The organism is Arthrobacter sp. MYb227 (assembly GCF_002975435.1).
GTDB lineage: Bacteria > Actinomycetota > Actinomycetes > Actinomycetales > Micrococcaceae > Paeniglutamicibacter.
The window spans coordinates 245,510-270,979 of sequence record NZ_PCPT01000003.1 but is presented as its reverse complement, the minus strand read 5'-3'; the positions used below and the strand labels follow the sequence as shown (position 1 = coordinate 270,979).

The following is a 25,470-nucleotide window of genomic DNA, read 5'->3' as shown; positions in this document are numbered from 1 at the left end:
TGTGCGGATGGACTCTGAACATGGCACCATGCGGGTGGCATTGCGTAAAGAAAGCGCTGCATAGGCTTAGCCTGATCGAAAGAAATAGTTGTTGAAAACCTACTGATCACCAGAGACTGTGTCCAGCAGGACCGCTTGACACAGTCTCACAAGAGTACTCCACTGAGGAATCGATTCGCTTGTATCTCTGAAGGAATGTATTTGATGATTGCAGTGGCGATATTTGGAGTAATTTACGGAATCGTGCTGACTATTTATCTTGCAATCATATGTTCCGCGGCAATGGCTAAGGGGCTTCTTGGAACTCTGATAGCAGGCACGTTAGTGACCCTGCAGGGGCTGGTTCTTATCTTTGAAACTTCATGGGCACCGCGTCCCACACGTGTTGCTGAATACTTAGGGATTAGCGTCACAAGTGATGCCAGAGTGACCATGTTTGCGACCATTTTTGCAGTCGTTGCGGGTGGGTTTGCACTTGCATATTTCAGTGGATTAGTCCGGTGGCTATCACGCGGGATTGATAACTCTAAGCCTAATGCTTTGTCCGTTACTGAAGGGCAATCGCAAAAATAATCGGGTGTTGTTTCCGTTGCGCAGGAACGGTAAATCTTCGATTTCCGCCTGGTTCAGTAGCCCTACTGAATTCGTTGCACTTGCGAGAACGAAAATTTAGATAGTTGCCGGCATGCCAATCATGACTGCGCTGTTGTTGGATGGAATGAACGACACCCTGCCCTTCTCATAGCTTCCCCTTCGTGCGGCGCACTGCGGAAGATTTCCAACATTCAGCCCAGTCCCCTTGAAAATGGCATTTGCAAAAATTTAGAAGTCGCCTGCACGTGCCGGGATGAACGACCCGCTTGCTGGACGCATCGAGAGCAGCTCGATCCGCACACGCACAATTACGTGAACTGTCATTCAATGGTTGACATCCCTCATCTTTGAGTTAGGTTTGACCAATGACAGGACGTACGGATTCACCACTTGAAAGGCTTGCTGAGCTCCTTGCTGATGCTTCAAGCCTCGGAACAGCACCAACCACCGGGACTGACGCACTCAACGCCGTCGAAATCGGCAACCATCTAGAACAGGCAGCTCGAGCACATTTGGAAGAATCCGTCGCCGTAGCTAGGGCACGAGGGGTGTCATGGCAGGACATTGGAGATGCCTTCGGCATCACCCGACAAGCAGCATTCAAGCGCTTCGAAACCATATCAGCGGCAACACCAAGAGAAGGAACGATGGGCAACCCAATCATCGACCTCGTCTCGCGAACCGAAGAAGTCTTTGGACATCTCAGCAAAGGCGAATACGGCTCCGTGAAATCGCTAATGACCTTCACTTGCACCCGAGCCCTGACGAAGAAAAAACTCATGGGCGTCTGGGACCAGATCGTGGTAGGCAGTGGCAGGTTCGGGTCTTGTTCCAACACCACCATTCAAACCGCTGATGGAACAAATGTTCTTGCACAGAAACTGAACCAGTTTCTAGCTGGCGGCCTGACAGGACAGACCCAACTCAATCACGAATCAGGTGAATGGATCGGCCGAGTTGCCTACAACGGTGCAGGAAAAATCACCGGAATTCTGATTGTTCATCCACTGCAGACGGACAATCTCCCCTTCTAGCGAGTCCATTGATGTTCGCTGCGAACTAGGCGACACCAAAGGCGTTGCCCACTTATGGCTCCAATCACCAACAGAGGCTCCCAATGGAAAAAATAGTAAACGTTGCATGTACCCTGCTCACAGTCGTAGTCCTCTTCGCTGTTTTGGGCGCATGGGCAGTCGATGAATCAGAGCGGTTTATTTGGGCGGCCCTGTTTGCGGTAGCCTTCGGCTTCATCTTCTTCAGAACAAGCAAAAAATCTGAAAAATGAATCCTATCCGCTTGATTGTTGCTCATCCCAGGCACCCTTGAAGCATTTCCCCTCCACAAGCGATGCGTTGTTTCACTCGTAGTGATTCCGAGAAACCGGAGCGACACCTAAGGTAATCCCTGCCTACGCCTTCTTGGAAGTGACGTCTCGCAGAGCGTCCCCTTGCGGGCACATTTCTCGTGGGAGCCGCTGATGGCTGCTCCGGGCTTCTAGCTGGTTCCTACATCCCGGGTAGAGAACAGCCACCACCCAATAATTCCAAGTCCAAGTGCCCAGATCATCATGACGAGCGCACCATGTATCGATTCAAGAAGACCGATACCGGGGTATGCGGTCAGGAGTTGGATTCCCGCCAAATCGGGAAGGAATTTCAGTAACGGGATTGCCCCGACCAAAGAGATTGTCAGTCCAAGCACCATCGGGACAAGAACCACGATGGCGGCAATGTAATTCCGCATGATCATCGTCGCACTGGCAGCGATCAAGCCGAGCAGGCTGTAGTTGACGATTACCCCCAGCAGGTTCCATGCCATGGCTGTTGAGAATTGGCCCAAATCCAGTCCGTGGTCATCGAGGACAGCATGTTTGAGGAGCACGGCAACCGCCGTGGAGAGCGCAGCAACAACCGCGGACAGAAGTGCGGTAATCATGAGTTTGGCCCCGAAAATTCTGGCCCGTGACGGTGTCGCGATGAGCGTTGTTCGCACTTGAGCATCCAAGTACTCGGTGCCCACCAACAAAGCCGCAAACAGGATGATGATCGGTTGTCCAAAGCCTGCGGTCTCAAAGCCATGTGACTCAACGGGAAACCCACCCGATGCAGTGCGAGTGGGATCGAAAGCGAGACCTGAGAAGAACGCCAACAAAGGCGGTACCAAGACAGCCGCAAGTAAAGTCGCCTGGATACTGCGTAAGGTGAGCGCCTTGGTGAGTTCGGAACGAAAGGTATTTAGCATGGCCATGTCTCAGACATCTCTACGACAAAATGAAACGTAGGCAACGCCGAGCAGCCCGAGTGCCCAGAGACCTTGAACGATTCCACCGGTGACTGGGGTGAGGTAGGTTCCTGCGGCGGGATGGCTATACATGGAGGCTCCGGCTGCCACGGGCAAGTACTTTGCGCCACTCCAGAACATGGCAAGAAAGTCACCGATGCCGATGACCAAGGGAGTGATCAGCAGCAGTGGCAGGATAGCCGTGCGGGCGAGGGACCCGATGGCAAAAGAGATGAGCGCGGTCAACGTCCAAGCGAGGGTCACCCCGCCAAGGTGCTCCCATGTTTCGGGCGACAGCTCCCATGGGTCAAGGCCGGAGCTTGAAGCCATATGGGTGATGATGATGGTGCCGGTCATCGTGATGAAAGCGATGATCCCGACGCTCACCGCCAGCAATAATGCTTTTGTCAGGAAGAGCCGTCCGCGTTTCGGAGTGGCCATGAGACTGGTACGGATCTGCATCCCACTGCCATACTCGCTTCCTGCCCAGAGCGCTGCCAGAACGACCACGAGCACATATCCGAACCCTGCCATCTCGAATCCTTGGAACTTTAGTGCAATGGGTTCTGATGAAAAGAGCCGCGGATCATCGGCCGGTAGATTTGAGGCTCCCGCGTTGCTCAGGGCCATCGGCCAAGTCGCCAGGACCGCGACACCGGCAATGACCCAGGTTGAAACGTTAGTGAACAACTTTGTGGTTTCGGATCGAAAAAGAATCATCATGCTTGTTCGACGCCATCGATTCTGCCGGAAAGATATTCTGTTTGTCCTTCGGTAAGTGCGAAGAATGCTGTCTCTAGATTGCTGTGGTTTCCGCGGACTTCGTCTCCCGTACCTTGTGCGACAACGCGACCCTGGGCGATGACAACAAAGTCATCAGCGGTTTCTTCCATCTCTCCCATCAGGTGACTGGAAACAAGAACTGTTTTCCCCTCCGCCGCCATGGAACGCAAGAATCGGCGTATCCAGCGGATCCCGTCGGGATCAAGCCCATTGGTTGGCTCATCGAGCACCAATATCTCAGGATCTCCCAGTAGCGCCGCAGCAATGCCCAGGCGTTGGCCCATCCCGAGCGAAAATCCGCCGATCCTGGTGCGACTGGCGCCGCTCAGGCCGGTCATCGCGAGGACCTCGTTGATCCGAGAGACCGGAATACCGTTGCTTTGTGCGATCCATGTGAGATGGGCTTTGGCAGTGCGGCCCTTGGTGGCGCCTGGACCATCGAGCATCGCCCCCACGGTCCTCAGCGGATTGCGCAAGCTTCGATAAGTGGCTCCGTTAATCAGCGCCGTGCCGGCGGTGGCCCTGTCCAGTCCCAAAAGAATGCGCAGCGTGGAACTTTTCCCGGCTCCGTTCGGTCCGAGGAAACCGGTGACCCGGCCAGGGTGCGCGGTGAAGCTGAGGTCATCGATGACATTGCTGGTGCCGTGGCGTTTGACGAGATTACTGATTTCGATCATGAGTTCAAGTCAAACAAGATACGAGATAGTTCTCTGCCCCCTGGTGTTGACACTTCGGAATAACTTGGCAGTCAACTACCAGTGCTCAAGGATGAATGCAGTCCGCGAATGTTGACAGTTTTGCTCGGTCAACGTTGAGATGCCTGGTTCTCAGGGGTGATGAATCCTGTTTCGTAGGCGATGACGACAAGTGAGGCGCGGTCGCGGGAATCTAGTTTGGTGAGGATGCGACTGACGTAGGTTCGCACCGTCATGCGGGACAGGTGGAGCTCGGCGGCGATTTCGTCGTTGGATCTGCCGCGCGCGATTAACGCAAAGGTTTCACGTTCTCGCACTGTTAACCTCTCCAGCCGTGTATCCGAGCACGGTGCACCTGTACTCATGGCGGAAACATTCGACGAGGGTGCCAACGTGGCGATGAGACGTTTGGTGATTTCGGGGGCCAACAGGGCGTTACCCTCGTGAACTACCTTGATCGCGCGCAACAATTCGGCGGGAGGCGAGTTCTTGAGCAGAAAACCCGAAGCCCCGGCACGAAGCGCCTCATAGATGTACTCATCGAGGTCGAACATCGTCAGCACAATGACCTTCGGCCCATCTACCTGTGAACAAAGCGCACGGGTTGCCTCTAGCCCACTCATTCTGGGCATCTGCACATCCATCAACACCACATCTGGACGATGTTCGGCGCACAATGCGCTGGCTTCTTCTCCGTCGGCAGCCTCGGCAACGACCATCATGCCCGGGTCACTATCGACCAGAAGCCTGAAGGTCCCTCGCAAGAGTTCTTGGTCATCTGCGATCAGAACCCGTATTACGTCACTCATGCTCACCATCTTCGCATTGGGCCAAGGGCAGTACGGCCGATACTTCGAATCCCCCGGTATCGGAAGTCGCCGCATGGAACGTTCCACCGAGCAGATCCACCCGCTCTTGCATTCCCAGCAGTCCGAAGCCTTCATGTACGTGCGGGATATCGCCACAGCCATTGTCGGTGACGGTGATGGCCACAGATCGTTCCGTTGCAATGACCTCGATGTCGCAACGGGTTGCCCCGGAGTGCCTCATCATGTTGCTGACTGACTCTCGCACAATGCGATGTGTGGTGATGTGGTGTGCGACCGGCAAATCCTCGATACCGGTGGCCGTGATGCTCGTCAAGACACCAGATTGTTCGGCCGTACGTGCGGTGTCGGCCAGCAAATCAGACAAATCCGCCGCAAATGCGGCTGTGTCATCCGTGCCACGCGTCATGCTGAGCAGCGTCTTGAGCTCGGCAATGGACGAACGTGAAAGTTGTTCGATTTCTCGCAGGGTGGAGCGAAGCTGCACCTGGCTGAGCCCGTCAACATGTGCTGCAACGCCTGCCTGGACACCGATCGATCCTAAAGAATGGGAAAGCACATCGTGGACATCTCTCGCCAAACGCATACGCTCTTCGATCGCCGCGTTCGCTGCGATTAGATCCCGTGCCGTTCGAGTTTTCACACCCATGGCCCACGCCACGCACAACGTGATCCCGCTGAACAACACGGTGCGCATGTCATCTTCGGAACCGGCAACGTCAAGAAATAGCGCTACGAATGCCCCGGCAAAAGCCACGCCCAGCATCCACGGAGCAAAAGCCCTGCGACCACGCCGGGCTGCGACCGAATTCAAGGCGATACCAGCCAGCAATAATGGATCAACGGTAAGTCCCAACGCCATCGCAACGACCGTGCTGACGAATGCGAGGCTGAATGCCGTCCGTGGGTAAAGATGGCGTAGTCCAACACCGGTGATCGCCACGATCCCGAGCGCGATCTGGGTGATTTTCAACGTCAGATCGGGAGCTGGAATGGTCACCCACAGGACAAGGACGACCATGATCGAGGCCAGCACCTGGAGCATAATCCGTTTGAGCTGCTGCCCAGCCTTGCGCCGAATATTTGCGTGGATCACCTCGGTTTGACGAGTTTCGTGATTGAACTGAACGAGAATTCCCTTCCGCGGGCCCGGAGTATGCGCACTTGATCTAGCCTACCGGCCAATTTCAACAGCAGAACGGATTCAAGGTGCTGACTGCGGGAGGCAAGCGGCAGCTTTGGCTAAGTGCTCTCCCTACGAGGCAACTAAGATGCCTTGAAGGATCAGCTTCAGCCTACGCATCGGACTACTGCGCAAGCGACTGTCCTAAGGTGTCACAGCAGAGCGTTCCCTCTGCGGGCGCTGCAGCTCAGTGCAGGGGACTTTGGACGGTGCAGTCGCCTTAGAGGAAAATGACATTCGAAACATTTCCGAAGGCGGCTGCATGCGTTCCGGTGAACGACCGGCTTGCGGGAACCTTGAAAATCCCGGGGCTTCGTTCCACGGCCCTGACGAGTCTGACGTGCCTCAGGCTACTTAAACATCTATTTCAGGATCTCCGGAAATACCGCCGTGCCCTTCCTTGCGGCCGTGAGCCCATGCGTTCGCGATGAGTGCGGTACCGCCGAGAAAGCTGAGCATGGCAAAACCTTGAAAGGCCCAACCGACAAGAGTACTGCTGCTCGCCCACTCGTTGAGAGGTTCTTCATGCCGCGAGATCAACCATGCGAAGAGCACGACGATCATGACGATGCCGAGAACAACTTGTGCGACTCGTTTCATTGCATTGTTCTTCTCGGCTATTTAGCGGAATACTCGACTGATACCGCCGCTCAGTTGCGACAGCTGCATCCAGATCCCGAAGCGCACGAACGGGCGGACAAGCACCCCGCGGATCAGGCGAGCGGGCAGAGTGGAATTGCGTTCCCATTCCAATGAGATGCGTAGCTGAGTACCGCCAGCGGCGGGCTCCAATTCGATCCGAATGCGCTTCACGTTAGCCCGTGCTGAATCGGGATAAGCGAACTGCCACTCGATCAGTGCCCCTTCTGTGCATGCGACAAGCTCGACAACCTGCCTCTGGAATTCGGGCTTGATCCGAATCGGTTTTCCATCAGACCGCTGCGTGCGGGCGTGAGTTGTCCAGCGATCGCCGATCCGCGGTTCTGTCTGCGTTCCTTCGAGCGCGACATCACCAATCATCGGTTCCCACTCAGGCATCCGTGTTGGAATGGCAAGCAATCCCCAGACTTGCTTGACCGGAGCCGGGACGAAGGCCTCGCAGGCTCCCGAGCGCCGGCCTGACTGGATGGCACGTTTCGGCGTGAACGCCGGGTAGCGCTGAACTTCGTCGAGTCGTGCCATCACCAGATCGGGCGTGGAGCCCAGACGCTTTAAGACTTGGTCGATCATGCCGCTTGGCTCCGTGACGAGTTCGCGCAGTACAGCGGCAGCGTCGCCACGCTTCTCGCCCCGGCTCGCACGCTTGAGGATTTCCAAGGCCCGGTCACTCCACTCGTAGCCTCCAGTTTCGTGGAAGACGATCCGGTCTTGCGGCGGGAGGCGGGTGCCAATGCCGAGTGAGGCCAGTTGTGCTGAATGCTGCCCTACTACCGCCTCCCGCGCCGCTTCAAGCGTGATCCCCTCACTACGCAATACCTGCCCGGCAACCTGTTCGCTGACCACCAAGGCAAGAAACATGTGGTCAATGTCGGTGCTGCGCTGGCCGAAGCGGGAGGCTTCCTCCATAGCTGCGACCGAGAGGGTGTGCGATGTCGTTGCCGCGTCGGTGAACTTACTCACTGGTTCCTCCTTGGAACGGGGATGCTCTGGTCTACCTTCTTCGCGTACTTTTTATGCACTGCCTGCCTGGAAACTCCGAGAGCATCGGCGATGTTCTGCCAGCTCATACCCAAAACCAGACCCGCCTCAACTTGAGCGAGTTCGAGTCTCTCAGTGAGCGCACGGAGGGAAGCGATGGCTCGAAGCCCGGCGCGCGGGTCACTGGTGTCTGAGGCGACAGTTGCGATCTGTACTGACTTCATGCTGTCAACTTACATTGCTAAAACAGTTTTCGTCAACCATGGTTGCTAACGGGCAGCTGTTTGCACATGTCCAGCTCCGCTGTCCCGCAGACCGGTTTACCGGACGCTTTGCCAATGTCTATCCGGGCCCCATTCGGGACGGCGCAACCGTTCTGGCTGCAAAGAAGCGCTCGTGTCGGTGACGGTCGAAAAGTGAGCCATCGTGACAGCCCACGAAAGGGCTCACTATTTGACCAGCGCTGACAGCTCTGTCCCGTACCGAGTGCAGGACTCTGGTGTCGCCACCGTGAAACCTGTGTTGCAGAGGGCAATGGATTACGAACTGGATTAGGATCGACTCGTTTGTTATTCGCCAGGGGCTGGGCAGGTGGGTAGACCGTCGCCTATGCCTGATGAGAGAGTTCGGGGATTGTCATGGGGCCAGAGGATGCTGTTCGTCTTGCTATTGAGGTTGCAGAAGATGGCTTGAATGCCGGGGAGATGCCTATCGGCGCCCTTGTGTTGCGTGGGGACCAGGTGGTAGCGAAGGACTTCACGCACGAGCGAGCTTTGGGCCGCCGTATTGTTCATGCCGATTTGATGGCAATGCTGGAAGCCGACCGGAGCATCGGGTTTAGCCGTTCGTCCCTGCCCCTGACGCTGGTGGTCAATCTCGAACCGTGTCTCATGTGCATGGGCGCTGCCATTACTCTGGGGGTAGACCGGGTCTGGTTCGGGCTGGAGTCCCCCAACGACGGCGCTGTTGAGTTGTTGGAGCAGTGGCGCCCTCCGGTTGAGCAACCGTTCTTTAGGAGGCCACAGGAAATCCTTGGCGGTATCCACCGGACGGCTGTTCAGGACCAGTTCGCCCGCTATGCCACTTCGTCAGCGCCGGCCGGAATGCGTGAATGGGCCCACGGGCTTTCAGTACAGCCTATTCCGTAAGCAGAGCGTTCCTCATAGGACGCGATGAAGAAGGCAAGCGTTGCTGTGTTTGAATGAAGTGTGAAAGCTTCTAGTAAGGCCGTTTGCCTGACCATAGGACTCCTGCTGACTCTCGCAGGAGCAGCAGGTAGTTTCGTGATGCTCTTGCAGCCATGGCGGAGCTGTCCTGAGATTGATGACAGTTCTGCGGGTTGCCCTGCGACATCAAGCGACACAGCCTTACTGGGTCTTGCCATAGCTGTGTTTCTCTTTGGCGTAGCGTTCTTGATCATGTCCAGGAAGCCAGAGCGGATTCCGCTCGACGCTGCCGGCCCCTTTGGGAAACTCGACTAAAGTCCGATAACGAGTCGCACCAGCAATTGAGCGACGCTCTGCATCTACCCTGCACCGTCCCAGCGAGCGTTCCCGAACCGGACGCCGCGAGAACCCCGGCCACGGACCCCAGTTCGTGCGTTTTCAGCATGTCGACGACCAGCCTCCGGGTGCCATGGAGCGCTCGCTAGCTCCGCGTCACGAAATGGAGCAGGATGTGCTTGAGTGCGGTGCGCGGAAGCACCGCGGTGACGACGACGCCTTCCAATTCCGCACCGACGCCGTACACGAACGGATCCGTATCGATCTCCACGGCGGGCACATCGACACCATTGACAAGGACGCTGCCCCGTCCGCTCACCGACCGGCCGGTGACTGTGGGTCCGGTTGCTCGACGGCCCCATTGGTTGCGGCCCAGCCCCCGTTCCCTTCGGTAATAGTTCCTGAGGATGTCGTTGATGTGCTCCACCAGCAGGTCGCCCACCGTGGGGCGCTCGGTTGGGTCAGGGTGCCAGGTAGTTCGCACGGCCTCCATGAGCAGTGGGTATCGTATTCGCTCCACCTGCTCGAGCATCCATGCGGGTCTCGGCGAATGTGGTGGTACGTCCTCGATGGCGCTTGGTCGCTGCTCATCGGGGTCCGCGAGGTTTATCGGGTCCGAGCGGTCGTCCGGGTTTCGCCAGAGTGTGTAGGTGACGCTCGCTGACATTTCGGTGTATCCGCGGCCATCCCATTTAGATTGGATTCCTACGTCACCTGTGTCCTCCACCGAGGGCTGGGGCGCGAGCCCCATCACCGCGATGGGCATGAGTTTCAGGAGCCAGGCTTTCTCGATGCGTGGGTTGGGTTCGTCGTCCGGGAGAATCCTATCGAATCTCATATCTCGATTGTGCACTAATTCACGTGATCAGGAGCCGGGATTTCGGAAAAGAGATTTCCGGTGCACCTCGTCCCCACAGAGTCCGATTAGGGCACGCGATCCAGCAAATTTTCCGCTTTATCCCAGCGTGCCATGGTTCAATTTCTCCCACAGCCGATCGTGCTCGATACCTGTGATCTGGGTTGCCGCAAAGCTCACTCCTTGACCGCTCAAGGTGTCACTTGTGACAACGTATCCACCCGGTAGATCTTCAACTGAGTACTATCCGGGGCCGTGGCCTTCCCCCATGTATTCATGCTTGCCGTCAAACCAATGTACTTGGGACCACAGCTGTTCCTGCTTGTCCCAAAAGATCGGGAATGACCGCATGATACCGACGGAGGTAGTCAGCCACCCTCCGCTCTCGCCGTCTAGGGCAAGCTCCCACACGGCATCACAGAACACATCCACCGGGGGATCCCGCGGCCAGCCTGTTTCGCCGAACCACTTATCGAGCAATCCCATTCCATAAGTGCTACCGGTTCTTGCCACGGATCTAGTGACGACCAGCTCGCGAGGAATCCCGCAAATACCGCAGACAGTCAACTGAATCTAGCACCACAACCGGTGAAGGTTCCTTGCGGAGCAAGTTCGGGAGCCACCGCTAGACTTACTATTTGTGACGATCAAGCTCCCGTACCAACCGCTGCCAATCGACCAGTCCTCCGTGCGCTATGAACATGGGCCCGACTCAATTCTTCAACCCGGAGTCCCGGTAGGAAGCATCATCAAGTTTGAATGGAACCACAGCGTTATCTATCCAGAGACCTCTCGGCAGTTCTGGGTCTATGTCCCGCAGCAGTATCGTGCTGGAGAGCCGGCTTCGCTGATGGTCCTCCAAGACGGTTGGCTCTACCTCGATCCCGAGGGAGAGGTTCGTGGCGGAATTGTCTTGGACAATCTCATCCACAAGGGCGATGTCCCGGTCACTATCGGGATCTTCGTCAATCCTGGGATATTCGCCGACTCCGAACAGCCGAAGAACCGCAACACAGAGTATGACGCTTTCGATGACCGGTACGTTGAATTTCTGCTTACCGAGATCATCCCGCAGGTCACCACGCGCTACTCGATCTCCGAAGATCCAGACACATGGGGAATTTGCGGTGGGAGCAGTGGGGGCAATTGTGCCTTCACCGCCGCGTGGCTGCGCCCAGACAAGTTCCGTGGTGTCATCGGGTTCCTGTCGAGCTTCGCGCAGATACCCAACGGAAATCCCTACCCCGAACTTATCCCGAACACTCCCACCAAGCCGCTTCGCATCTTCATGCAGGCCGGTCACCGTGATCTGCATTGGAACGAACCAGACTGGAACTGGCTATCAAATAACCTTCGCGTCTCGACAGCTCTTGCCGAGGCAGGCTACGACTTCCGCCTTGTCCTCGGCGACGGTGGCCATAGCCCCAATCACGGTGGCGTCCTACTCCCCGATGCCTTCCGCTGGCTGTGGAGGTAACATCCCAAACATGCTCGGACCCATGAAGTACACGGCAGGTGCACCCAAGTTTAATATTCCTTATAAAAGCTCGGTTTGCCGGACGCCATTCTCGTTTCATGGTGACGATTCCGTTGAACCGAGGCCAAATCGATTTAAGGGTCTCTGGCATAAGATGCATTCAACTGAAGGGACCATGTCAGCGTAGAGGCCGCGTCTCAAGGTAGGTGATGATTACGGAAATGCTAAATGATTGGAATATGACAATTAATTGGGAAGTAGAGGATGCCGCGGCATACGGTGTCAGCGTACTTCGTGGCGATAAAGTACGCTTCCGTGCGCTGAGGGAAAGTGATCAACCGTCGCTTGAAAAGTGGTGGCCAGGCCCGAATGCGCGGTGCTTCAACAAGCCACCATCAAGCCGCGCCCCGAGGGCTCAACTGCAGACTTGTTCAGGCAATGGGGCACGAACACCACACCCGGCAGCACCGGATTCAGCATTGAGACGAGCGAAGCAGGAAGCTTCTTCGGATATGTGAGACTCTACGGGGCATCGATGCCGTAACGAGCTGCAAGTCTGATGATCATCATCGCCCCAGCGGAAACGGGTAAGGACTATGGTACAGACGCAGTGAGGACTGCTATCGATTACGGTTTTCACCAAATGGGACTAAACCGAATAGAGCTGCGAGTCTGGGCTTTCGACAACCGAGCACGCAAGGCGTACTCCAATTCCGGGTTCACCGAAGACGGGCGACTCCGTGAAGTGACCTATTTCAATGGCACCCACCACGACGCGATAGTCATGAGTGTCTTGCGGAGCGAATGGGAGCTCTTCCGTCAATCTGGTTCTTCAACCTCCGCCAACTCGAATTGACCACAGTTGATCCCCGTCGTGGGAACGGCGTCCACGCATTCGTTCCCAAGTGGGGTATCAACAGGAAAGATTGAATTAAAAAATGCTGATCCGCCCTTACACTGAATCCGATGCCCCAGCCACCCTGAACGTTTTCCTATCGGCGATAACCGAAACGGCTGCTACTGACTACACGCCAGAACAGATCGAGGGCTTGGTCTCGCCCTCAAGAACGAGACATCCACCAAGGGAATTCCGCGCGCTTGTCCTTGAACACAATCGCGGCTGTCTTCGGTGGCGAGGTCGCAAGATTTTCTGACGTTAGCGAGTACGGCTACATCGACATGATGTTCGTGGCCCCAAGGTACGGCAGGCAAGGCGTGGCCAGTGCGCTCCTTTCGCATCTTTATGAGAGAGCCGTAGTTGAGGGCGTTTCCGAACTGTGGACCCAGGCCAGCATCACCGCACGCCCGTTCTTCGAAAGGCACGGCTTTATCGTGGCTGCCGAGCAATATCCAATCACCCACGGAGCGCGAATGATCAACTACCGGATGACGCGACAGCTCACACCCTGATTCGCCCGGCCCGTCGTTTTCTATACACGGACGCTGTTCCACTTTCCCACTCACCGTTGGGTTGTGGGAATGTCGTGGTGAGCAGGGATTAAACGCTTGTTGTGGATTCAAGGCAGTCGGGCAGCCGCGGGACCGGGGCGGTGAAATTGTGTCGCTTCCCGCAGTCCTCCAAGACCATTTGAAGATCGATCTGCGCGTTCTTCCGGATGTCTTCGATGCCAAGCTTTCGAGTAGCTGATTCGATCAGGTTTACGCGAATTTTCAAGACGCTGCCGGTATTGGTGTGGCGCACTCCCCTGATCCGGGAATCGCCCGCGCTGGTGCCCATCGCGCTGGTCTTGGATTCTGGCGGAGATGCCTTTTCAAGAGTGAGTTCGATGCGGTGCCACGGTCCGCTCCGAAGCCACGACCACCACTGGTCACTTTCGTTGAGGCCCGAGACCATATTGTCCACAGCATCCCAGTAAAGCCTGACCTGTTCGGGAACCCTTGAGCGACCAAGACACCGAGGGTTTATGTAATCAAGGACCCGGCTTGAGTGCATCTGACCACTGGCCCGGATATGACGTGACCAAGGTTCGGAGGTGACGGCCTCGTAGGCTCGTGGAAAGTCCTCGTCCAGGAAGTTCTGCCCGAGGACCCCGTTAAGGTAAAGCCATTGGCTCTTTCGGATGTACGAACCAAGCGTGTCCTTGTCTTTGTCAGCCTTATGCTCCAATGGCTCGACGTAGGCAGGTTCTTCGTCCGTTAGTTCCGTGTGTGCGTGGAGGCCGGCAAGACAATGGTTCAGCCGACGGTAATAGGCCGGCAACGCTGTCGCCACGGAAGGTACGGGGTGCCGTGCGAAGTAAACGGGAAGTACGAATTCATTGATACCCACGCGAGAGGATGCGGCAATGGCCCTAGCGTAGAGTTCCTCGTGCAGCCCCAGGATCTCGGTCCCGCTCATTTTCTTGAGCGCCTTCACCAGGTACTCGGAGGGCTCGTCGTAGCTCCAGAGTTTTGCCGATGCAATCAACCCATCGAGACCAGATACTGCCATTTCCATCCGAGAAACCCTTCCCAACATTTGCTGTCCAGTCTACGTGGCACAGCATCGATACTTCTGTGTCTCACCGCCCATCGAACGGCGAAACACATCATCAATGCGATCCGGTACGAAACCAATCCTGTAGCAAAACGAGAACCCCTACAACCAGAATCAGCGCCAGCCGAAAACGCTGCCACAGTATAACGTTCCGACTTACCAGCGTCGTCCAACAAAAATCCTGACGTTTGATGTTGCGAGACTTATCGCTACAAGTCACATGCCTTGGACACAGCAAGCCTGACTAATCATGTGTTGGCCGAACGTAAGTCGAGGGTAAATCCTGGGTATTCTGGGAAATCACCGACTCGGTCGGCTTCAAATCCCAATGATTCATAGAAGGAAACCGATCCAGGCGTTGCCTGCCAGTCCAGAATCATCGGCAATGGACGGGCTTTTGCCCACTCGAAGGCGAACTTCACCAATGAACGACCAATTCCGCTTTCGCGCGCATTTGGATCCACAAATAGGTCGTGGATCCGGCCCACGGTAAAAGAACCTCGTAGTCCGCGCCCATAGTCTTGAGCTGCAACATATCCTGTCAGACGGCCCCCATCCTCTGCAACGGCAACCAACCAGCTAGAGCCCTTCAACAAGGAACGAAAGTGGGCCTCAAATTCACTCACGCTCGTCTCCAACCCGGGAGTGAACATATTTGCAAGGTCAAAAAGTGCTGCCGCATCCTCGGCTGTTGCGACCCTAATCTCAACCCTGTCGATAATCATCTTTGAAGCCTAACGGCTTATCTCCGGAATTCTCGGAAAAATTCCCCGGGCCTCCGAGAGAATGTTTAGCTCTGACCGAATATTTGAATATCTGCAACCGGCCTGTGTCCCGTCAAACGCCGTTCATCTTACGGGCGCACCAGCTGGATGCAGTCGTCTTCTGAAAATGTCAGCAGGTCAGGAACGAGGAGTGTCCGGTGATAACCCTTGTGGAATGCCTTCAATATACGCTCAACTCCAGCATATTAGTTCTGCCGGCCCCAGCGACCAACCGCTATACGGGGCTGCATCAACGATGCGTCCCACATTATTCACAAGCCTGTTTCAATGTCTGGCCAAGATCACAAGTCCGTCCACCTCGAACCGACACAACCACGGGCAGGTCATTGAGTGAAAATAATGATCACTCGTCATTGGCAATTGCCATAGTCTTGTGACGCAAGGTATCTTTTAACGCATGGCACAGAACACTGCAAGTACTCAACTCCGACGAGGAGTGATCGGGCCATGCATTCTCGTCTTGCTATGCAGCGGCCCCCGCTACGGACTGCAACTCGTCAGGGAACTCGATGAGGTAGGCGGCCTACTGACCAGCCAAGGCACGATCTACCCGCTACTCAATCGACTGCAAGAAAGCGGATTCGTGACAAGCCAATGGGAAGTTGAAAGCGATGAACGGCCCAAACGCTACTACCAGATCACCCAAGCCGGACGGGAAGAAGCAGAAACCTTCAAGCGTGACTGGGGACACTTCACACAATCCGTAGCAACACTGCTAGACCAACTGCCAACCAAAAACACCGACGAGGAAACCAAATGAGCAGCTTCGAAAACAACCCGTCTGTAAAGAAGTACATGTCATTCTTCGACGAGCAAGCCAAAGTTCTTCCTAGATCTCGCCAAGTAACCCTCCGCGCAGAGATCCTTTCCCACATCTCTGCACTGCTTCCTGAAAATGCTGAACCGGAAGCTGTTTCTGTAGCGCTGAGGCAACTCGGTTCTCCGGTGGAAATCGTGAGCCAAGAGCTTGAAATGAGCCCAGAACCAACTACGACTAAGGGCGGCCGCGCTGACCGCGTTGCCCTAGTGGTGATCGCGGTGCTCGCCACGATTTGGCTCGGTCTTGCGGGAACGCCATTGCTTCTGACTACAATTGCTCCTACACCAGGTTGGCTTCTCATTGCTTGCGGTTTCGTCATGATCATCAGCGCCGTCGCCTTGGTCATGTCCCTTCGACGCTTGCGCCATTGAATATCCATGAGGGAAGAGCTTGCTGGACCACGTGGACTAGGCAGAGCTGCCTAGATCAGGCCTAGAGTAAATTCTCGCCCAGACGCCTCCAACTGCTTCAATTTAACTGTGGGCGACCGACCAACCATATGGATCCTTTCCCCATCAGGACTGAGCCGCATCTCCACCGTTGCCCGCTCAATATTCGGACTACGGGCCATCAATATCAAGTACAAGCGAGCCGTGCACGCGACAACACAGGCATGGTGGAGCCTCCATTAGGTCCGTCCTATCCGAGTGGCGAAGGCCGATGACCGCCGGAGGCAATATCTTTTCGAAGCGGCCCATCTCCACGGATTCACCGGCGTTAGGATTACTTCCGAGCAGGCGTACCAGCCCAGTCTTCCGCGAAGTGCCAAACGGCGCCTCAGGCTCGAAGTCCATCTCGGCGAACAACTCAAATGTGCGTCCGTTCGCGTGTTCGTCAACCCACCCGAGCGCCTCGGATACGTCCCGGACCTCAACCAGCACGTAAGCGTCAAGAACCCACGAATACCCGGGACGCGGTTGCACCCAAAAGTTAACGCGATAGCACGGCGAATCCATCGAGTCGCGTGGTTCAGCGTGATCTGTCTGTATTGCGCGCATGGCACCAACATACAAGCCGGTGCCATCAAATTCCTAGGACACCCACCCTGACCGAATGCTAATCATCGACGACGATAAATAGCATTCGGTCAGGGTTCGGCTTCCGGACGTCTGCAGGAGTAGAAACAACGACCGTGGAAATTGTCCCGTTGTTCTGCAGCTTTTTGGTCGCCTTCAAGATGTTCGAGCGTGTCCTAACCAGACTGCGAGATTTACCGGTAAGAAGCAAAACAGATCTGTCGGAAGCTAATGATCAAATCAATGAGGGTCTACGACCGATTCTCGCACCCAAAATCGTGCGACAGCGTCGCCACGGCCCGTATCTTTATCTTGCTTGAACTTGAAAGGTCAACGTTGGTGGAACAAACCTTCCCGGATCCCTATACCTATTTGTGGGCCCCCGATGCGTATGCGCGTGACCTTCGGGAACCTTTGCCAGGTGTCGACCCCGAGCCGAAAGTCGCTTTGGGGCTCGGTGCCATGGAATTCAAGCAGCCGAAGAAAATGCGAAGAGAACTGGATGACGAGCCCACCAGGTTCGGTGCTTCCTGGTTCGGCGGACGACCCTTCGCTACCGGCCAGTCGTGGCCAGTAGGACCGGACGGCATCCCCCTGACACACATCGTCCAGGTCGATCTCGGCTACGAAGCAGTCAACGTTGGAGACCACGGCTTCGAGCCAACAGGCCTTCCACCTGAGGGCATCATCCAGCTGTTCCATGACACCGAGAACATGGGAGATCCTGAAGACGTTGAGGATCTGGCGTCTCCTCCATGGGCCGTCAGGTATTTCATTCCAGCATCCGATGAGATCGATACTTTCGAAATCCTCGACACTCCAGCGGGCGTCCGTGACCCAATCCCGCTGATCCCGTTGGATATCGACGGATTCATGACCGTGAAAGATCAGTTCTCCATCAAGTTCACAAACGAACGTGTGCATGATCGGTACTCGGAGCTCTTCGAACTAGCCGAGTTCGAAATCTACGACAGACTACTGAGGTTCGAGGCACCGAGGCTAGAGCATCGCCCCGGTGATCCGGGGTTTCATGCCGAGGAACGGATCAGCAGGATGTCTGGATGGAGTCCAGGTGAGATCCGGGAGGAATACGAAGGCATCCTGCCCGAGGTATTGCCCCTCGCCGACACGAGCGACGGGTATGTGCTGTTGTTCGAATTCAACCCACGTACCTTTGACACGCCCGGGTGGTTCCACGAGCCGCCGCTTCAGGTATGGATCCTCAAATCCGACCTTGATGCCCGCCGCTTCGAAAACGTGCGGTGCTTGATCTGGACAGATTCCTAAGTAGAGATTCTCCCCCATCGACGCACCACAGAATAGTGCCCGGTCAAGGTTCCGCTAGCGGGGTTATCTCGCGCGGGAAATCGGGTGCCTCCTGCAATGCCGGTCAGTCGCTTACGATAGGTCTTTGACAGGCAGTTGATCGCGTTCATTGGCCTGCTGGACATTTCCATTGTCCGAGACCCATGCGTATTAACTGACATCCGCAATCCCGGTCTTCCGGTACCCCAGACTCAGATACAAGCGCTCAGCATGGGGATTTCCATCGGCCGCACCGACCGCTTCTTGGAGCCTTCCCTCGCACCAGATTAGTCGCTCCGCTGCTGCGATCAACGCAGTCCCGACCCCTTGGCCGCGACAGTCGTTGCGGACCTGCAAATGGTTAATCTCCACGGCCCGGGAGAACATCTGCCGAGCTTTAGTTCTAAGGCATCCATCCCACTGCACGACTCCCGAAATCAGAGGCTCTTCACCCCTCCCAGCAACCACGTACGTAGTGTCATCGGCGAGCTGGCCTAAAGGGTGCTCTTCGTGGACGCACCCATAGACTTTCCACCTTGAGGAAGGTATGGCGAGGTCATCGTCGGTGCACGGGCGTATCTCCATGCCCCCGCGTTCAACACTACATGGCATAAAGGGCGGCAATAGCGGTCGAATACAGGCCGTTGTCTGGCGGTGCTGAACAGAAATGCACAATGTGTCCTGTGAAGGTTCTTACGAGCGCAACAGCTCAATGGAGGGAACTTCGCTCTGTGCAATCGGCATTAGAGAAAAATGACACCTTGCATTTGATGGATTAGATGATGAGCAAATGACTGATGATAGGTCGTAGTGTCGCGCGGAATTCTTCTGTCCGCTTCGGGTCATACAGAAGCTGCAGGGCGAAGCCGTCCGAAACTGCAATGATGGCAGCCGTAGCGGCTTCCGGCTGTGAAGTGCCGAAAGAACGCAAGGATTCCACCAGTTGGGCAGAGACCAGGTGGTCCTGGGCTGTAAGTATTTCGGCGATCCACGGCGTGTGGACAGCCTCCGCGGCAAACGCATTCCAAGCGATGGCTTCCTCCCTGCGCAACTGGTCGAGGGGCAGGGTTTCTTCGATCGTACGTACCAGGTAGTCCACGACGTCTCCCTCGAAAGGAACAGCATCCATGCGCGCTTCAGCCCTGGAAATAACCAAATCGACGGCAGCGCGGAGCAAAGCTTCCTTAGTGGAGAACGTCTTTTGCAACGCTCCGACCGACCAGCCCGAATCTGCTGCGACCGTGCGGATGCTGACGGCCTGAATGCCGCCGCTGACAATCAGGTCCAGTACCGATGCGGCGAAGAGGTCCCGCTTGTTTGTACCTGATTTCATAAACAAAGAATACGTGTGTATTCTCTGAATATGAAATCGCCGTCCAGCACTCAGAGTGCTTCCGTGCGCCGGGCCTCGGCGAATTGGTCGGCTGCGTTGGTCGGTGGCCCCGCGGACTTGCTGGATTTCCTGATTCCCTTATGGGCGGGCGCGGCTATGGGTTTGGACGCAGCGGTGATCGGGCTGCTGGTTGCAACGGAACTCTTTGTCTCCTTTGTGGCCAGGTTCCCTGCAGGCCTCCTGGCCGATGTGTGGGAGCGGCGGAATATTGCAGCTGCTGGGGCAGCGTTGTATGGGATTTCTTGCGCTGGATATGCGCTTTCAACCGCTCCGGCGATGGCCTTCATCTCGGCAGTGATCGGCGGTCTCGGGGGTGCACTGTTCTGGGTATCAATACGTGCCATCGTCAGTGAATCGGTGGTCTCGGATTCTTTTGCATTCCCCAAGTTGATGTCGTGGCAGGAAACCGGTTCGTGGGTGGCCTTCGTTGCCGGCCTGACACTGATAAATATCCTAAGTTTCCAAGGCGTTTTCTTGGCCGCCTCCGGTGCCTGCTTCATTGCGGCCGTGCTAGTCGCAACCGCAATCCGACGGACGTCTTCGCCATCAGAAAGGGCGGAGCTAGCCTTTCCGACGCAGCGATTGCGGCCAATGCTGATTGCCACCGCACTGACCTCGTTGGCTGAAGCGGCCATCGGACTGCTGCTGCTACTGCACCTTCAAATGACCTTCGCTCTCGACGTGGTTTCCATCGCGTTGGTGTTCCTGCCCGGAGCCATTGTGATGAGCCTGATACCCGGGCCAGCGCACCGACTCACGATGCGCATCGGGCGGCAAAGAGTCGCCGTTATCGCTGCGCTATCCAGTGCCACATTCGCGTTCACGCTGGCCTTCGCACCCTCAGCTCTTCTGATCACCGCCCTATGGATTCTGAGTGCAGCGGCATGGGCGGCGATCATCCCAATTGAACAATCCGTGATCGCCGAGGTCGCAGGTGAACGCGCCGGAAAGGGATTTGGGCTCTACGAGTCAGCCAGGCTCGCCGGTGCGGGAGTTGGCGCGCTACTGGCCGGCATCAGCTACGAAGCAACGACCTGGCAGATTGTCTGCATCCTGTTTGCGGCAGTTATTGCCGCCGGAGCAATTATCACCCCGTGGGCCGTGCGTCACTCCGGCGTCACCAACATCCCTAAAAACGATGCAATCCCGGAGATAACGCTAGCTGAATGCACTCCAGAAAGGCCAAACGCGCCGACCCATCAAACTCGGATACCCGAGCAAAACGAAGAGGGAGAAACGATGGCAATGACCAAGACAAACCGCTCCAAGTTCACAGACCTAGGATGGCATCTAGTCATTTTCGCTGTTGCTCAGATCGTCCTTGCCTTCATGGGCTGGTCCTGGATAGCGGACTCTTTCAGCACTAACGACTTGAGTGAACACCTCGCCTCCGGAGGACGACCAGAACTCGAGGGAATCCCGAGCTTCTTATACGGTGCAGGGAAAATATGGGTCATCATTTTCGTCATCGACGTCATATGGACTCTGGCCACAGGACGAAAAAACAATCAGACCCCAAAAAACCAAGAGTCATAATCGACCCCAATCAAATAGCACCGGTCGCTATGGCGGTGGATCGACCACATATTTGGGCCGCCTGGTCTGTGTCCGATCGTTTCAGTTCGATATCCACGGCCGGTTCCCATTGTTGCCTTCACCATTTCTCGATTACGTCAGGCCGAGGCGAAACCCAGGAAAGGTGTCACAGCAGGAGGTTCCTCTTATGGGGAGATGTTGTGCGCCAGAGACGAACAACCCGAACGCGAGCAATTAACGTGGCACGTAATTGCCTCCGGGGTCGCAGCGGGCTGGTTTTCTGCGCTACCTAACGCCACGACTTTAACGCTGAGTATCCAATTACCGTGTCGGGGTGAGAAGACTGGCGAGGTTGCATATTCTTAGTGTTCATCTAAGGCTGCTTCGGAAAGTTTGAGGAATTTGATGTTTAACCGTTCACGAATCGCTCTGGTTGGTCTGTGCTGCATGCTGTTTGCGTTAACAGGCTGCAACGGGGCACCGGCTCCGGATGGCGCTCATTCAGCCGACACCGGCCGCGACCAAACAGCGACTATTGCCGAATTCGCGCAGGCGTTGGCAATATCAACAGAATCCGAAGCGGGTGCCAGCATCGGTGGTACTGCCGGTGATATTTCGGAAGTACCGAGCCGCGTAAATCTCGGGAGTGTCTCCGGGAAGGGACCGTTCACTGTCTACTTCACTTGTCAGGTCCCCCGTGGCAGCGTCACGCTTACCCTTGACTCCACGACAACGACCGAAGTTGACTGCAACGCGGGGACCAAAAAGATTACTGGAATCCAGCAGATTGCCCTCGCGGGAGGCCTCAACATTGAGGTCCAAGGCGAAGCCAAAGCCGGTATCTGGGCGCTTGTCGCCAAGGGCAAAGCATAGTTTCTTTGCTTTGACCCCTTCTCGGGTTTTTGACGACTGCCGCCCACGCCACAACGCTTGCGTCCGAAGATCTGCGAAATTTTCCGCTCCGATATCACTCAACTGAACCTTGAAACGTGAAAGCGTCCAGCTAAGGATTCCCCAGTGGAACAGTGTGAACCGAGAATCATTGCGTTTGGAAATGCGATATTTAACGTTGAAAACTAGATACCTTCTGACACTGACATAGGCCGTAGTTATTACCGTAGCTGTTTACACCGCCGGGTTGTTCTTCAGGTGAGGCCAATAAGTTCAGCGAGGCCGTCATGACTGCAGAGGGTTCCTTGGGCGGAGGATCCCTGCGCGTGGGTCAAGGGACTCCAGCAGACGATGAATCCGGCATCGTTCTCAACTATGCTTCCGGTGCCCGGTGACGGGGATCAACGTAAGTTGCTTCGGAGAAGGGACAATCCGTTTCGGATTCACTACCCTGTCCGGGTCTTCCTGGAGGGGTAGCGAATCTGTTGAAGTGCTCTGTGATGGCGAGGAGAACGCCGTGCCGGTTTCAGAGGCCCTGTCCAAGACTTACGTCGATGTAGTGCAATTCAGCGGTGTTCTCAGTAAGGGATCGGGTGGAGTCCTTGCCGTCGCCGTCTCCGGAGTGGCTAGCTAGTACTCTCTGCGATCGTCGATGTGGCACTCGGAATCTCCAAAGACGCCCCCGCATCGGTCACTGGGCCGTAGTGCTTCAGCACGAGTGAACCTTCGAGGACTCCAGTGGTCACCGCTACCACGTTGTTTTGTCTAACCGGCAGGATGCCGAGCTGGTGGCAGAAATAATCCCTGCTTGGCCTCCGTTCGATTGTGGAGCAGGTCATCGGGTAGAGCGAAGATGATTCTTATTTGCAGCGGGGGGCCTTGTCTGGACATGATTTGCCTGCAAAGCAATCTTCAGCGGGTGCTAGTAGATGAAGCTGAGACTAATAGACTTGGAACTCTTGTTGTTGTAGCAGTTTTTATAAAGAACACCGCAGGGAAGTGTATAGATGCCCCAAAAGACCGCGCAGTATTCAGTGTTTGGAACGTGGGCGCTTGCTGTCGGTATCCTGTCACTGACCCTATGGTCTGTCTCCCTGGCTGACTGGCCACGAGCAATTGGATTTGCCATCGGTGGCTGCATTGTCGTCGGCTACAGCATCCTTCAACGTAGAAGGGCACGTGCGTCCCCCGAAATTGGTCTCCCCTCTTTTGCTCGTGCACGAAAGCTCGCAGAGCAAAAGAAATTCACACCTGATTTTGCGTTTGTGAATCCAACGCCCCATATCGGGGTGGTACGCAGTGAACAGGACTATGGAGCATACGTTTTCCTGCAAAAGCGACCCAGTGATGAATCCTACTGGTTGGGTGTATCCCACGAGTTCAAACGTCACTCCAACCTACAAGTATCATCCGCCGTTGCTCTTCAAACAGTCATTGATGACCTAGATGTCCGATGGGTTCCACCCGGAAAAATCCATCGTCAAATCATGAAAGACCGTTTCAGGAGTTTTCGCCTGTATTTATTGCTGCTCCGTCTTACCAAACAATAATTCGCTTCGACAACAGGAGCTGTCACGTCCCACAAGAGGATCGCTTTTGGGACGGGATGTGCTCCAATCCGGGTAACTCCAAACCCTGAATTCGCGGACCATCCAGCAACCTACTAACGAGTGTTGCATGTGCAAGACTGAGCGGCATGGACCTAAACGACGAGCTCGACAGGATTTTCATTCTCCGTGACCGGAACAATATGCAGCCAACCATCGATGTTCTGCTCCCCTTTCTTACTTCCCATCCCGGCGATGCGCGGGTGTCCTATGAGGTAGGAGGGGCATATGACACAGCAGGCCAGGAAAAAACGGCTAAGGAATTCTATGAGCGCGCCCTTGCCGCCGGCCTGGAGGGTGATCTGCTCAGACGTTGCTATCTCCAATATGGGTCAACCTTGCGGAATATGGGAGAGCACAAGAAGTCCCGTGAAATCTTCGCGACAGCACGCAAGGCATTTCCTGAGTCCCCGGCTTTGGGGGTCTTCGAAGCAATTACACTTCACTCGGCAGGTCAACCGGAGGAAACCATTGCATCACTGCTTGAACTGATAGTGGAATTCGTTCATACCCCCGACCTCGACCAGTATAAGCCGGCAATCAGTGGGAATGCGGCCCACATTCGCTCGTTGGGCTCGCCTCCAGAAGATACCCGGTAGAGGTTGGAGATGCGGTACCGCCTCGCTCAGTGCCCGCAATGAAAACAACCCCCGGCAATCTCGTGGACGAGACAGCTCGGGTGTAAATCATTGCTGGCGCTGCCGTTTCCAGGGTCTCGAGCTTGGTCATGGCTTCAATGAAATGAGCTGTGCGTGTATGCGCGTCCAGATGCTCTTGTGACAGCCATCGTTCTGCAAGCATGAGTTCGCAAGGATCGTCACGAAGTTGAAGCAGCTCATAGCTCACGCATCCAGGCTCTTTAATCGTTGTAGCGACTAGTTTCCCGTAGACCGTTAGAACCTCCTGGAGATTCTCCGCTGCAACCGAACTCCCCACCAATACGTTGATCATTTTTCTCCCGAGCTCAAAGACTGTTGGGTGATGCCCTGCGGGCACTTTCAGCTTCTCCTCGAGACTACCAAGAATGAAGTTCCCTAGGATTGCATGCAAGAGGTATTCCTACCAAATGGGTTCGGCCCGCCTAGCAAGTGCTGCCGCTCCGCTCAAGGCCCCCTGCGAAACAGTGTGAACCGAGAGTTGTTGCGTTTGGGGTTGCGATATTTAGCGTTGAAAGCCATACAGTTGAATAGCTAGGCCGTCCAGGGAAGTTTGTGATGCAAGGCATGCAGGGTCACGGTTCCACCGTAAATCGGAGAGGTACCGAGCTCCGAAAAACCCCAGTGCCCATACATCTCTCGGATTTGGGAGACTTGGCCAAAAACACCTAGGACTACATCTTGTTCGGGGCGGCTCGAGAGGAGTTCACGGATGCACTGTTTGGCTATCCCACGACCTCTAAAGGTTTCGTCGACAGCGAGTTCCTGGATAATAACTGTTCTCGACGGTGAGATGACCGCGTCTGGCGTTGGCAACATCGCGTTGAGTCGTCGCAACCAGGAGCTGTCCTGGTCAAGCCGCTGAGATAATGCAAAGCCGACCATATGTCCATCGTGCCTCGCCACGACAAGTCCCCCACCAGGACTAGCAAGCTTCTCGGGACCCCACTGAACAATGCCTTGTAATTCATCTGGTGATTCAACATAAGGAGGGGCTGCGAAACTCAAGACGAAAAGACTCACGACCTCAGCCCAAATTTCGTCCGGGGCAACCTGCTCGAACCGAACGTAATCAACTTCCAAGTCAATATCTCTCACAGTGGCTCAGTCTATATCCGGTTTCCTTATG

General features: G+C 55.6%; 30 protein-coding genes. 13 read left to right on the top strand and 17 right to left on the bottom strand.

Features of this window, described 5'->3' with window-relative positions:
• The first annotated feature begins 201 nt into the window (after positions 1–201).
• Positions 202–573 carry a hypothetical protein gene (locus tag CQ018_RS08800; protein ID WP_146111862.1) on the top strand — a complete coding sequence of 124 codons (372 nt, stop codon included), beginning with the start codon at positions 202–204 and terminating at the stop codon, positions 571–573.
• Between the two features lie 386 nt (positions 574–959).
• Complete coding sequence (locus CQ018_RS08795) at positions 960–1,628, top strand: hypothetical protein (RefSeq protein ID WP_105549613.1); 669 nt, start codon at positions 960–962, stop codon at positions 1,626–1,628.
• A gap of 460 nt (positions 1,629–2,088) precedes the next feature.
• On the opposite strand, the gene CQ018_RS08790 is transcribed toward CQ018_RS08795, so the two are convergent.
• From CQ018_RS08790 to CQ018_RS08755, 8 genes are all read right to left on the bottom strand, one after another.
• Complete coding sequence (locus tag CQ018_RS08790; RefSeq protein ID WP_105549612.1) at positions 2,089–2,841, bottom strand: ABC transporter permease; 753 nt, start codon at positions 2,839–2,841, stop codon at positions 2,089–2,091.
• A gap of 3 nt (positions 2,842–2,844) precedes the next feature.
• Positions 2,845–3,597 (bottom strand): hypothetical protein, encoded by a 753-nt coding sequence (locus CQ018_RS08785; protein ID WP_105549611.1) that lies wholly within the window; start codon positions 3,595–3,597, stop codon positions 2,845–2,847.
• Positions 3,594–4,334 (bottom strand): ABC transporter ATP-binding protein, encoded by a 741-nt coding sequence (locus CQ018_RS08780; protein WP_105549610.1) that lies wholly within the window; start codon positions 4,332–4,334, stop codon positions 3,594–3,596. The genes CQ018_RS08785 and CQ018_RS08780 overlap by 4 nt, the downstream gene beginning before the upstream one ends.
• A 128-nt stretch (positions 4,335–4,462) precedes the next feature.
• On the bottom strand, positions 4,463–5,161 hold the full coding sequence (locus CQ018_RS08775) for a response regulator transcription factor (protein WP_105549609.1): 699 nt from the start codon (positions 5,159–5,161) through the stop codon (positions 4,463–4,465).
• Positions 5,154–6,275 (bottom strand): sensor histidine kinase, encoded by a 1,122-nt coding sequence (locus CQ018_RS08770; protein WP_146111861.1) that lies wholly within the window; start codon positions 6,273–6,275, stop codon positions 5,154–5,156. Before CQ018_RS08770 ends, CQ018_RS08775 begins: the two co-directional genes overlap by 8 nt.
• Before the next feature lie 441 nt (positions 6,276–6,716).
• The gene (locus CQ018_RS08765; protein WP_105549607.1) at positions 6,717–6,962 is read right to left on the bottom strand and encodes a hypothetical protein; all 246 of its coding nucleotides are present in this window, start codon (positions 6,960–6,962) and stop codon (positions 6,717–6,719) included.
• 21 nt (positions 6,963–6,983) lie between these two features.
• Positions 6,984–7,982 (bottom strand): SRPBCC family protein, encoded by a 999-nt coding sequence (locus CQ018_RS08760; RefSeq protein WP_105549606.1) that lies wholly within the window; start codon positions 7,980–7,982, stop codon positions 6,984–6,986.
• Positions 7,979–8,224 carry a hypothetical protein gene (locus CQ018_RS08755; protein ID WP_105549605.1) on the bottom strand — a complete coding sequence of 82 codons (246 nt, stop codon included), beginning with the start codon at positions 8,222–8,224 and terminating at the stop codon, positions 7,979–7,981. Before CQ018_RS08755 ends, CQ018_RS08760 begins: the two co-directional genes overlap by 4 nt.
• Before the next feature lie 414 nt (positions 8,225–8,638).
• On the opposite strand from CQ018_RS08755, the gene CQ018_RS08750 reads away from it, so the two are divergent.
• Positions 8,639–9,148, top strand: coding sequence for a nucleoside deaminase (locus CQ018_RS08750; RefSeq protein WP_105549604.1), 510 nt, complete (start codon positions 8,639–8,641; stop codon positions 9,146–9,148).
• A gap of 499 nt (positions 9,149–9,647) precedes the next feature.
• On the opposite strand, the gene CQ018_RS08740 is transcribed toward CQ018_RS08750, so the two are convergent.
• Positions 9,648–10,340: a hypothetical protein gene (locus CQ018_RS08740; RefSeq protein ID WP_105549602.1), complete on the bottom strand. Its 693-nt coding sequence runs from the start codon at positions 10,338–10,340 to the stop codon at positions 9,648–9,650.
• A 261-nt stretch (positions 10,341–10,601) separates the two neighbouring features.
• Positions 10,602–10,871 (bottom strand): hypothetical protein, encoded by a 270-nt coding sequence (locus CQ018_RS08735; protein WP_146111860.1) that lies wholly within the window; start codon positions 10,869–10,871, stop codon positions 10,602–10,604.
• 127 nt (positions 10,872–10,998) lie between these two features.
• On the opposite strand from CQ018_RS08735, the gene CQ018_RS08730 reads away from it, so the two are divergent.
• From CQ018_RS08730 to CQ018_RS08720, 3 genes are all read left to right on the top strand, one after another.
• Positions 10,999–11,835, top strand: coding sequence for an esterase family protein (locus CQ018_RS08730; protein WP_105549600.1), 837 nt, complete (start codon positions 10,999–11,001; stop codon positions 11,833–11,835).
• A 559-nt stretch (positions 11,836–12,394) separates the two neighbouring features.
• A complete protein-coding gene (locus tag CQ018_RS20800; RefSeq protein WP_105549599.1) occupies positions 12,395–12,691 on the top strand; it encodes a GNAT family N-acetyltransferase in 297 nt (98 codons plus the stop codon).
• 242 nt (positions 12,692–12,933) lie between these two features.
• Positions 12,934–13,245 (top strand): GNAT family N-acetyltransferase, encoded by a 312-nt coding sequence (locus tag CQ018_RS08720; RefSeq protein WP_181149810.1) that lies wholly within the window; start codon positions 12,934–12,936, stop codon positions 13,243–13,245.
• Between the two features lie 88 nt (positions 13,246–13,333).
• Here CQ018_RS08720 and CQ018_RS08715 read toward each other — a convergent pair whose 3' ends face one another.
• Positions 13,334–14,293 carry a hypothetical protein gene (locus CQ018_RS08715; protein ID WP_105549597.1) on the bottom strand — a complete coding sequence of 320 codons (960 nt, stop codon included), beginning with the start codon at positions 14,291–14,293 and terminating at the stop codon, positions 13,334–13,336.
• A 287-nt stretch (positions 14,294–14,580) separates the two neighbouring features.
• The gene (locus tag CQ018_RS08710) at positions 14,581–15,057 is read right to left on the bottom strand and encodes a GNAT family N-acetyltransferase (protein WP_105549596.1); all 477 of its coding nucleotides are present in this window, start codon (positions 15,055–15,057) and stop codon (positions 14,581–14,583) included.
• Between the two features lie 457 nt (positions 15,058–15,514).
• Here CQ018_RS08710 and CQ018_RS08705 point away from each other — a divergent pair, with 457 nt between their 5' ends.
• Positions 15,515–15,877 carry a PadR family transcriptional regulator gene (locus CQ018_RS08705; protein ID WP_105549595.1) on the top strand — a complete coding sequence of 121 codons (363 nt, stop codon included), beginning with the start codon at positions 15,515–15,517 and terminating at the stop codon, positions 15,875–15,877.
• Positions 15,874–16,308, top strand: a complete 435-nt coding sequence (locus CQ018_RS08700; RefSeq protein ID WP_105549594.1) for a hypothetical protein — start codon at positions 15,874–15,876, stop codon at positions 16,306–16,308. The genes CQ018_RS08705 and CQ018_RS08700 overlap by 4 nt, the downstream gene beginning before the upstream one ends.
• Positions 16,309–16,497: 189 nt before the next feature.
• On the opposite strand, the gene CQ018_RS08695 is transcribed toward CQ018_RS08700, so the two are convergent.
• Positions 16,498–16,935, bottom strand: coding sequence for a hypothetical protein (locus CQ018_RS08695; protein ID WP_181149809.1), 438 nt, complete (start codon positions 16,933–16,935; stop codon positions 16,498–16,500).
• 261 nt (positions 16,936–17,196) lie between these two features.
• Here CQ018_RS08695 and CQ018_RS08690 point away from each other — a divergent pair, with 261 nt between their 5' ends.
• On the top strand, positions 17,197–18,240 hold the full coding sequence (locus CQ018_RS08690) for a DUF1963 domain-containing protein (RefSeq protein WP_181149808.1): 1,044 nt from the start codon (positions 17,197–17,199) through the stop codon (positions 18,238–18,240).
• A 189-nt stretch (positions 18,241–18,429) separates the two neighbouring features.
• On the opposite strand, the gene CQ018_RS20795 is transcribed toward CQ018_RS08690, so the two are convergent.
• A complete protein-coding gene (locus CQ018_RS20795; protein WP_374954183.1) occupies positions 18,430–18,843 on the bottom strand; it encodes a GNAT family N-acetyltransferase in 414 nt (137 codons plus the stop codon).
• Between the two features lie 190 nt (positions 18,844–19,033).
• Positions 19,034–19,591: a TetR/AcrR family transcriptional regulator gene (locus CQ018_RS08680; protein ID WP_105549591.1), complete on the bottom strand. Its 558-nt coding sequence runs from the start codon at positions 19,589–19,591 to the stop codon at positions 19,034–19,036.
• Positions 19,592–19,621: 30 nt separating this feature from the next.
• Between CQ018_RS08680 and CQ018_RS08675 the strand changes: the two genes are divergently transcribed.
• From CQ018_RS08675 to CQ018_RS08660, 4 genes are all read left to right on the top strand, one after another.
• Entirely contained in the window at positions 19,622–21,187 is a 1,566-nt protein-coding gene (locus CQ018_RS08675) for an MFS transporter (protein ID WP_105549590.1), read from the top strand.
• Positions 21,188–21,634: 447 nt separating this feature from the next.
• A complete protein-coding gene (locus CQ018_RS08670; RefSeq protein WP_146111859.1) occupies positions 21,635–22,060 on the top strand; it encodes a hypothetical protein in 426 nt (141 codons plus the stop codon).
• A gap of 1,025 nt (positions 22,061–23,085) precedes the next feature.
• Entirely contained in the window at positions 23,086–23,628 is a 543-nt protein-coding gene (locus tag CQ018_RS08665) for a hypothetical protein (RefSeq protein ID WP_105549588.1), read from the top strand.
• A 146-nt stretch (positions 23,629–23,774) separates the two neighbouring features.
• A complete protein-coding gene (locus CQ018_RS08660) occupies positions 23,775–24,284 on the top strand; it encodes a tetratricopeptide repeat protein (RefSeq protein ID WP_105549587.1) in 510 nt (169 codons plus the stop codon).
• On the opposite strand, the gene CQ018_RS20790 is transcribed toward CQ018_RS08660, so the two are convergent.
• Both CQ018_RS20790 and CQ018_RS08650 read right to left on the bottom strand, forming a co-directional pair.
• Positions 24,226–24,636: a putative quinol monooxygenase gene (locus CQ018_RS20790; RefSeq protein ID WP_105549825.1), complete on the bottom strand. Its 411-nt coding sequence runs from the start codon at positions 24,634–24,636 to the stop codon at positions 24,226–24,228. The genes CQ018_RS08660 and CQ018_RS20790 overlap by 59 nt on opposite strands.
• 239 nt (positions 24,637–24,875) lie before the next feature.
• Positions 24,876–25,349 (bottom strand): GNAT family N-acetyltransferase, encoded by a 474-nt coding sequence (locus CQ018_RS08650; RefSeq protein ID WP_219844035.1) that lies wholly within the window; start codon positions 25,347–25,349, stop codon positions 24,876–24,878.
• Positions 25,350–25,470 lie beyond the last annotated feature (121 nt).

What these genes read in the sequence shown, in the direction of transcription:
- CQ018_RS08780 (WP_105549610.1), bottom strand. Translation starts at nt 4,334, where the DNA reads ATGATCGAAATCAGTAATCTCGTCAAACGCCACGGCACCAGCAATGTC.
- CQ018_RS08710 (WP_105549596.1), bottom strand. Translation starts at nt 15,057, where the DNA reads ATGATTATCGACAGGGTTGAGATTAGGGTCGCAACAGCCGAGGATGCG.
- CQ018_RS08680 (WP_105549591.1), bottom strand. Translation starts at nt 19,591, where the DNA reads ATGAAATCAGGTACAAACAAGCGGGACCTCTTCGCCGCATCGGTACTG.
- CQ018_RS08785 (WP_105549611.1), bottom strand. Translation starts at nt 3,597, where the DNA reads ATGATGATTCTTTTTCGATCCGAAACCACAAAGTTGTTCACTAACGTT.
- CQ018_RS20790 (WP_105549825.1), bottom strand. Translation starts at nt 24,636, where the DNA reads ATGATCAACGTATTGGTGGGGAGTTCGGTTGCAGCGGAGAATCTCCAG.
- CQ018_RS08765 (WP_105549607.1), bottom strand. Translation starts at nt 6,962, where the DNA reads ATGAAACGAGTCGCACAAGTTGTTCTCGGCATCGTCATGATCGTCGTG.
- CQ018_RS08715 (WP_105549597.1), bottom strand. Translation starts at nt 14,293, where the DNA reads ATGGAAATGGCAGTATCTGGTCTCGATGGGTTGATTGCATCGGCAAAA.
- CQ018_RS08795 (WP_105549613.1), top strand. Translation starts at nt 960, where the DNA reads ATGACAGGACGTACGGATTCACCACTTGAAAGGCTTGCTGAGCTCCTT.
- CQ018_RS08665 (WP_105549588.1), top strand. Translation starts at nt 23,086, where the DNA reads ATGCCCCAAAAGACCGCGCAGTATTCAGTGTTTGGAACGTGGGCGCTT.
- CQ018_RS08660 (WP_105549587.1), top strand. Translation starts at nt 23,775, where the DNA reads ATGGACCTAAACGACGAGCTCGACAGGATTTTCATTCTCCGTGACCGG.
- CQ018_RS08705 (WP_105549595.1), top strand. Translation starts at nt 15,515, where the DNA reads ATGGCACAGAACACTGCAAGTACTCAACTCCGACGAGGAGTGATCGGG.
- CQ018_RS08775 (WP_105549609.1), bottom strand. Translation starts at nt 5,161, where the DNA reads ATGAGTGACGTAATACGGGTTCTGATCGCAGATGACCAAGAACTCTTG.
- CQ018_RS08790 (WP_105549612.1), bottom strand. Translation starts at nt 2,841, where the DNA reads ATGGCCATGCTAAATACCTTTCGTTCCGAACTCACCAAGGCGCTCACC.
- CQ018_RS08695 (WP_181149809.1), bottom strand. Translation starts at nt 16,935, where the DNA reads ATGCGCGCAATACAGACAGATCACGCTGAACCACGCGACTCGATGGAT.
- CQ018_RS20800 (WP_105549599.1), top strand. Translation starts at nt 12,395, where the DNA reads ATGATCATCATCGCCCCAGCGGAAACGGGTAAGGACTATGGTACAGAC.
- CQ018_RS08700 (WP_105549594.1), top strand. Translation starts at nt 15,874, where the DNA reads ATGAGCAGCTTCGAAAACAACCCGTCTGTAAAGAAGTACATGTCATTC.
- CQ018_RS08670 (WP_146111859.1), top strand. Translation starts at nt 21,635, where the DNA reads ATGCTGTTTGCGTTAACAGGCTGCAACGGGGCACCGGCTCCGGATGGC.
- CQ018_RS08755 (WP_105549605.1), bottom strand. Translation starts at nt 8,224, where the DNA reads ATGAAGTCAGTACAGATCGCAACTGTCGCCTCAGACACCAGTGACCCG.
- CQ018_RS08690 (WP_181149808.1), top strand. Translation starts at nt 17,197, where the DNA reads ATGAGGGTCTACGACCGATTCTCGCACCCAAAATCGTGCGACAGCGTC.
- CQ018_RS08750 (WP_105549604.1), top strand. Translation starts at nt 8,639, where the DNA reads ATGGGGCCAGAGGATGCTGTTCGTCTTGCTATTGAGGTTGCAGAAGAT.
- CQ018_RS20795 (WP_374954183.1), bottom strand. Translation starts at nt 18,843, where the DNA reads ATGGAGATACGCCCGTGCACCGACGATGACCTCGCCATACCTTCCTCA.
- CQ018_RS08675 (WP_105549590.1), top strand. Translation starts at nt 19,622, where the DNA reads ATGAAATCGCCGTCCAGCACTCAGAGTGCTTCCGTGCGCCGGGCCTCG.
- CQ018_RS08740 (WP_105549602.1), bottom strand. Translation starts at nt 10,340, where the DNA reads ATGAGATTCGATAGGATTCTCCCGGACGACGAACCCAACCCACGCATC.